Origin of the sequence: Dyella sp., from assembly GCF_035508675.1 — a bacterium.
Taxonomy (GTDB): domain Bacteria; phylum Pseudomonadota; class Gammaproteobacteria; order Xanthomonadales; family Rhodanobacteraceae; genus Dyella_B.
In genome coordinates this window covers 1-6,286 of record NZ_DATJMN010000266.1, presented here as the reverse complement: position 1 = coordinate 6,286, position 6,286 = coordinate 1, and the positions used below count along the sequence as shown (strand labels likewise).

The following is a 6,286-nucleotide window of genomic DNA, read 5'->3' as shown; positions in this document are numbered from 1 at the left end:
GGCCTTCGCCGGCGACGATGAGGGGTTACTGCGACTCGACGCTAATCCAGTGCCAAGCCGGGATTATCCACCCAGCCTGCGCGATCACCGCAGCGTATAAGTCAACGTGCCATACCCCAGCTGATCGAACCCGCCACTGTTCGGCCCATAATTGCCGCCGCCGCCTTCGGGTGCGGCCTTCTGCGCATACGCCGCGACATGCGGCGCCTTCAGCCCTTTCAAAACTACGTAGTGGTTGTAGAGCAATGCCCAGATCGGGCGCATGTCGCCGCGCCCGCCGGATGAAATCACCGGCTGGGTGACGTCGCTGTTCTTGTAGGGGGTATACGGCACATCCTGGCCGAGATTGTATTGGGCCGCGTATTCGGCACCGCGCAATACGCGATTGCCGTCGTAGCCGAACAGGTCGTCGCCCTGGTTCCATGCCATTTGGCAGATCGCGCCCAGCAGCGCGATATCGAGCATGGTGTGGCCCTGGTCGCGCCCGCTCTCCTGCACTTGCCCCAGGCCGTTCGGATAGAGCTTCCACACCGCGTGCTCGATGGCGCCGTTGCCTTGCCCGTGCTTGAAGTACTCGATGGCTTCGTCGTAGATGTCGCGGCGGTCGGCCAGTACGCCGATCGCCAGCATCGATGCCATATTGGCCAGATCCCAATTGGCCCAATAGTGATCGATTTTCGCGCCGTTGTGGTGGACGAGGAAATCGTGGTTCATCGGGTAGAACACATGGAGCATCATCGACTGGAAGCGCTGGAACTCGTCGGTATTCCAGTGGCGGTAGCTGCGCAGGATTTCCGCGGCGTTGGCCAGCTCATAGCCGTAAATGCCCGAGGCAAGAAAACGATCCGAGCTGCCGTCGATGGCGGTAAGCGTATGCGACCACGCATTCAAAATGGCCATGGCTTTGTTCGCATACGCATCGTCGCCCGAAATCTTCCAACGCAATGCCAGGGCGTAGGCTGCCGCGGCATCGTTGAACAGTACCGGGTAGTTCTGCGCGTGGATGCGATCCACGCCGCGATAGACGATGGGTGTCGCACGAGGATTCCAATCGAGCGACGCATGGCGATTGGCGATCAGCACTTGCCAATCTTGCATCCATGGCTGGCGTTGTTCGGCGACTGCGCTGCGCATGCGGGCAAAATCCTTGTCGGCATGCAGCAGGCCGGGATGGACGAAGCCTTCGGTGTGCGCCGCGCGGGGCTGCGCTTTCGTGCTGCCTGGCGTGGCGGCGCAACCGGAAAAACAGGTGGCTGCGCAAAACATGGCGCTGAGATAGAGCGAGACGGCGCGGCGATTGAAACGCATAAAGGCCTGGCTCCAGCATGTCGGGCAGCGGTTTGCGAACTGGCGCATGTTACGCGTTGGCGCTGCGCTGACCCAGTTCAGCGGTGCATGTCTCCGCAGGCCACCTGGCTGGGGGCGATGGGCCATGCGATGCCGGAAACCGGCTGCTGGTCCAAGCAGCTCGACATGCGCGATGAAGCGTGCAGCAGTGACTTGGTAACGTGCCGCTGCTAGCCTACACTTACGCCGTCATCACAACCAAGGAGGTTTGCATGAAAATCCGCATCAGCTTTGTCGCCCTGGCGCTGCTGTCCGCATCGTTCGTTGCGCATGCATCGTGCGATGACGTGAAGTCCAGCATCGATTCGAAGATCAAAGCCAACAACGTGTCGAACTACACGCTCGACGTAGTGGCGAAGGACCAGGCCGGCGACGGCAAGGTGGTCGGCCAGTGCGATGGCGGTAGCAAGGTGATCGTCTATGAGAAGGGCGAGGGTGCCAAGCATGAAGCGTCGGATGCGGCTGCCCCGGCGGCAGCTTCGTCCAGCGGCAAGTGACCATTGCCGGGACGCTGTAAAAAAACGAGCGCCTACGGGCGCTCTTTTTTTGCGGGGAATCTACGTAGGCTGGGAGGAAATCCCCGCTTCCTGCCTGGTATGCCGTGCTGGGATTCCATGCCAGCCTGTGCGGTTATTTATCGATAATCCCGCACGATTTCCAGCAGTGGCTGCAAATGCGTTTTGAAGTTCGTCCACCGTGCCACCGATGACCGGTATACCGGCCGCCGCACCTGCGCTGCGCTGGCGGTTTTCACCACGCGCTTGTTCTCATGGAAGTTCAGGCAGCGCGGGTCCCAGGGCAATCCCAGATAGTCCAGCAGGCGGCGTGCCTGGCCTTCGGTATCGGCCACCATGTCTTCATAGCGCAGATCGAGAATCGAGCCGGGCGGCAGCACGCGCTGCCAGTGCTGCATCAGTTCGATATAGCGCACGTAATAGCGTCCCACCTCGCCGAGATCGTAGGTGTAGTCGAGGTTGTTCTTGTGGAACAGCGTGGCGTAGCAGGAGAAGCACGAGTCCATCGGATCGCGCATGGCATGGATGATCTTTGCGTTGGGCAGCATCAGGCGGATCATGCCGATGTAAGCGAAATTGGCCATCATCTTGTCGGTAATGCGGGTGGCCGTCGGGGCCAGCTTCCACACGCGTTCGGTATACGCCTCGCCCAGGCGCAGCAGCTGGTCTGCCGTCATGCGTGAGGCGACGGTTGGAAAGGCCTCCACCGGTTGGCCGGCTTCGGCGGCGAGCGCAAAGAGCATGCTTTCCAGATCCGGCAATTCCCCCGCGCCATGAATATCGGGATGCGTCGACAGGATCTGCTCGATCAGCGACGTACCCGAGCGTGGCATGCCGACGATGAAGATGGGCGACTTGCTCGTTGACGCGGGTACCGGGCGGCTGGCAAAAAAGCGCTCATCGAAGACCGTGCGTACGTTGTCGATCAGTGCGATCTTGCTGGCTTCATTGGGTGAAAGCTGTTCGTGTTTCAGGCGATTGCCTTGGGCATAGGCGGCGAAGGCCTTGTCGTAGTGACCCAGGTCTTCACGCATCTTTCCCAGCGAGAACCAGTAACGGATGCGCAGGTTTTCCGACAGCGCAGGGAGCTTGTGTGCGAGTTGCTCCAACCGCTTCGGTTCGGCGTGTTCGGGTGTGAACGTACGCAAGGAGGCGAGGTTGCAATACGCCTCGACCGATTCTGCATCGATCGCCAGGGCCGCGTCGAAAGCGTCGCGCGCCTCATCCAGCCGGCCCTGCCGGCGAATACTGCGGCCCAGGTTGTTGCAGGCTTCCACGTAGTTGGGCTTAAGCTGCAGCGCGCGGCGGTAATGTTGTTCGGCTTGTTCGTAACGCTCCTGCAAATAGAGCAATCCACCGAGATCGAAATAGACCCGCGCGAACTGGCTGTCGAGCGCCATTGAGCGGCGATAGCTGGCTTCCGCTTCGGCGAACGAGCCAAGCTCGCGCAGCGCATTGCCGAGATTGGCATGCGCCTGGGCATCATTGGGCAATAACGTGATGACGCGGCGAAAGCTTTCCGCCGCATCGGCCATGCGGCCTTGTCCGTACAACACCACACCCAGGGCATTGTGAATGGGCGCGCGGTCCGGGTGTGCTTGCAACGCCTTGTGCAGGTGCGGCTCGGCCTCGGCGTAGCGTTGTGCGCTCATCAGAGTGAAGCCAAGGTTCGCCTGTGCTTCGCTGAATTCGGGTCGAAGGCTCAGCGCGCGGCGATAAGCTTCGACGGCTTCATCCAGGCGGTTATGCACCGCCAGTGCGTTGCCGCATTTGAAATGCGCATCGGCGAAATCCGGCTTGATGGTACGCGCGCAGTGGTAGCTCTCCGCGGCGGCTCCCGTTTGTCGCATGGCCATGAGGCTTTCGCCCAGCATGTAGTGGGCGACGGCATCCCACGGGGCCAGCGAGATGGTTGTGCGTTGCGCTTCCACTGCCTCGGCAAAACGGCCTTGCGCATGCAGGGCTGTGCCGAGTGCCTGCCATACACCCGCTTGCGAGGTGCCCGTATCGATCAGCTTGCGAGCCAGCGCTTCGGCTTGCACATGCTGCCGTTGCCTGATCAAGCCGACGAGCAACTCGATGTCCTGTTTTTCCGCCAGCGGATTCGTGCTGGGGTTTGCGTTCTGTGGCATGGCTGTAGGCACCTTGGTGAGGGGCGGGCGATCGAACCACGGATGCAGCGACAACAGTCGCAACAGCAGTAACAGCAGCAAGGCATGACAGGCGTTTGCTACGGCGTAGCTTGCGCAACGCTTACGTTAGCGCAAATCAACGCCGTTTGTTTGACGCGGCGCACGCGACTGACTTCTTTCCATCATCTCCATTTCACGCATGGCTTGGGTATAAAACTCCAGGCCATGCAAGCGGAGCTTGCCGGAAACGAAGTACAGGGGACCAACCTTACGGCACGACACGGCACATCGTCACCAGCAAGGCATGGCATGCAGCAGTCGTTCGTGCCCAACCACTGATCAAGCCAGGCCCGCGCCTGCGCTTTGGGGAGATGGAATATGCATTTGTTTTCTGTTGCTGAGCTGCCCTCGGTAAGCAAGTTGGCGCGTTTCAAGCGCACGTTGCCGGCCTTGGTGATTGCCGGCGCCTTGGCATTGGGAACACCGACCAGCCATGCAAGCGCCTCCGGCGCTTTTTCTTTGTTGCTGCATGACCATGTGCCCGCGGTCGTGCGTTCCGGCCAGGCGGCCGGTGCGCAAACCTTGAATGCGGATAAACAACTCAAGCTCGGCCTGGTGCTTCCGCTGCGTAACGAAGCCGAGCTGGATGCGCTGATCAAGCAGCTCTACGATCCGGCCAGTCCGCTCTATCATCATTACCTGAGTTCCAAGCAGTTTACCCACCGCTTCGAACCCAGCCAGGCCGATTACGACAAAGTCGTTGCCTGGGCCAAGGCCAACCACCTCACCGTGACGGCCACCACGGCCAATCGCCATATCGTCGACGTGCAGGGCAGGGTGAGCGACATCAACCGCGCCTTGCACGTGACCATGCGTCAATACCAGCATCCTATGGAAAGCCGCATGTTCTATGCGCCGGATCGCGAGCCTACGGTCGATCTGCTCGGCGTGCAACTGCTGCACATCAATGGCCTGGACAATTACGTGCGGCCGTTTACGCATATGCGCCATCGTCCGGCAGCTGGCGCGACGCAGTCCGTCATTGCGCACGCCAGCGGTTCCGGCCCGAGCGGTGATTACCTACCCAGCGATATCCGGGCAGCGTATTACGGTTCCGGTTCGCTGACCGGCTCGGGACAGACTGCGGCGATCTTCTCCTATGACGGCTACCAAAGCAGCGACCTGAGCGGCTACTACTCCGCCACCGGCGCAAGCGACCCGGGCGTGGCGGTGAATAACGTGCTGGTGAACGGCTTCAACGGCGCATGCACGAATCCCAGCACCGGTTCGAGTTCGTGCAGCGACGGTGAGCAGGTGCTGGATATCGCCAACCTGGCCGGCATGGCGCCGGGCCTTACCCAGATACTGTTCTACGAGGGCAGCAGCGCAGGCGACATTCTCAACCAGATGGCCAGCGACGATACCGCTTCGGTGATCTCCAATTCCTGGGGCGGCGGCGATTTCGGCAGCAGCGATGATTCCATCTACAAGGAATTCCAGGCGCAAGGCCAGACGTTCGTGAATGCGAGCGGCGATGCCGGCTCGTACACCACCAGTAACTGGGCGGCGCCTTCGCTCGATCCGTATATCACCGATGTCGGCGCGACCGATCTCACCACCAGCGGCCCGGGAGGTTCGTGGGTGTCGGAAACGGCGTGGTCGGACAGCAGCGGCGGTTATCTGTCATCGGCCGGTTATGCGATTCCGAGCTACCAGCAGTTGAGCGGCGTGATCAACAGCAGCAACAAGGGATCGACGCAATATCGCAACGACCCGGATATCGCGCTGGAAGGCAATTTCGATAATCCCACCTACAGCAATGGGCAGCTTGAAACCGGCGTGGGCGGTACGAGTTATGCCGCGCCGCGCCTGGCCGGCTTGATTGCGTTGGCCAACCAGCAGGCCGCTTCGCAGAGTGTCGGCAACATCGGCTTTCTCAATACGGCGTTGTACGACTTCGGCGTGGGGTCGAGCTATCACAGCTATTTCCACGACATCACCCGCGGCAGCAATGGTGGCTTCAAGGCCGTGACCGGTTTCGATCTGGTGACGGGTTGGGGCAGCCCGGTCGGGCCGGCATTTATTTCGGCGTTGGTGGCGACGAAGTAAACGGCCAACGCCCTTCCCATAAAAGGTTCGTGTGCTTCGCACGACGTATTTGGACGAGCATGTCCATGTGCTCTCTCCGCGCAGTGTTGCCTTGAATTGAATGGAACTAACGTAAGCCAAAAAGCTTGTTGATCGCGGAGATTTCCCCCTCCCCTGCGGCAGTAGGGGAGGGTTGGGGTGGGG

The 6,286-nt window shown here is 60.7% G+C and carries 4 protein-coding genes; 2 read left to right on the top strand and 2 right to left on the bottom strand.

From position 1 onward, the window contains the following. Positions 1-84 precede the first annotated feature (84 nt). The gene (locus VMA74_RS13870; RefSeq protein ID WP_325367924.1) at positions 85-1,308 is read right to left on the bottom strand and encodes an alginate lyase family protein; all 1,224 of its coding nucleotides are present in this window, start codon (positions 1,306-1,308) and stop codon (positions 85-87) included. Positions 1,309-1,559: 251 nt separating this feature from the next. Here VMA74_RS13870 and VMA74_RS13865 point away from each other — a divergent pair, with 251 nt between their 5' ends. Next, complete coding sequence (locus tag VMA74_RS13865; protein WP_325367922.1) at positions 1,560-1,844, top strand: DUF1161 domain-containing protein; 285 nt, start codon at positions 1,560-1,562, stop codon at positions 1,842-1,844. A gap of 137 nt (positions 1,845-1,981) precedes the next feature. Here the strand turns inward: VMA74_RS13865 and VMA74_RS13860 are convergent, their stop codons facing one another. Next, positions 1,982-3,994: a tetratricopeptide repeat-containing sulfotransferase family protein gene (locus tag VMA74_RS13860; RefSeq protein WP_325367920.1), complete on the bottom strand. Its 2,013-nt coding sequence runs from the start codon at positions 3,992-3,994 to the stop codon at positions 1,982-1,984. Positions 3,995-4,372: 378 nt separating this feature from the next. Between VMA74_RS13860 and VMA74_RS13855 the strand changes: the two genes are divergently transcribed. Then, positions 4,373-6,103, top strand: coding sequence for a S53 family peptidase (locus tag VMA74_RS13855; RefSeq protein ID WP_325367918.1), 1,731 nt, complete (start codon positions 4,373-4,375; stop codon positions 6,101-6,103). Positions 6,104-6,286 lie beyond the last annotated feature (183 nt).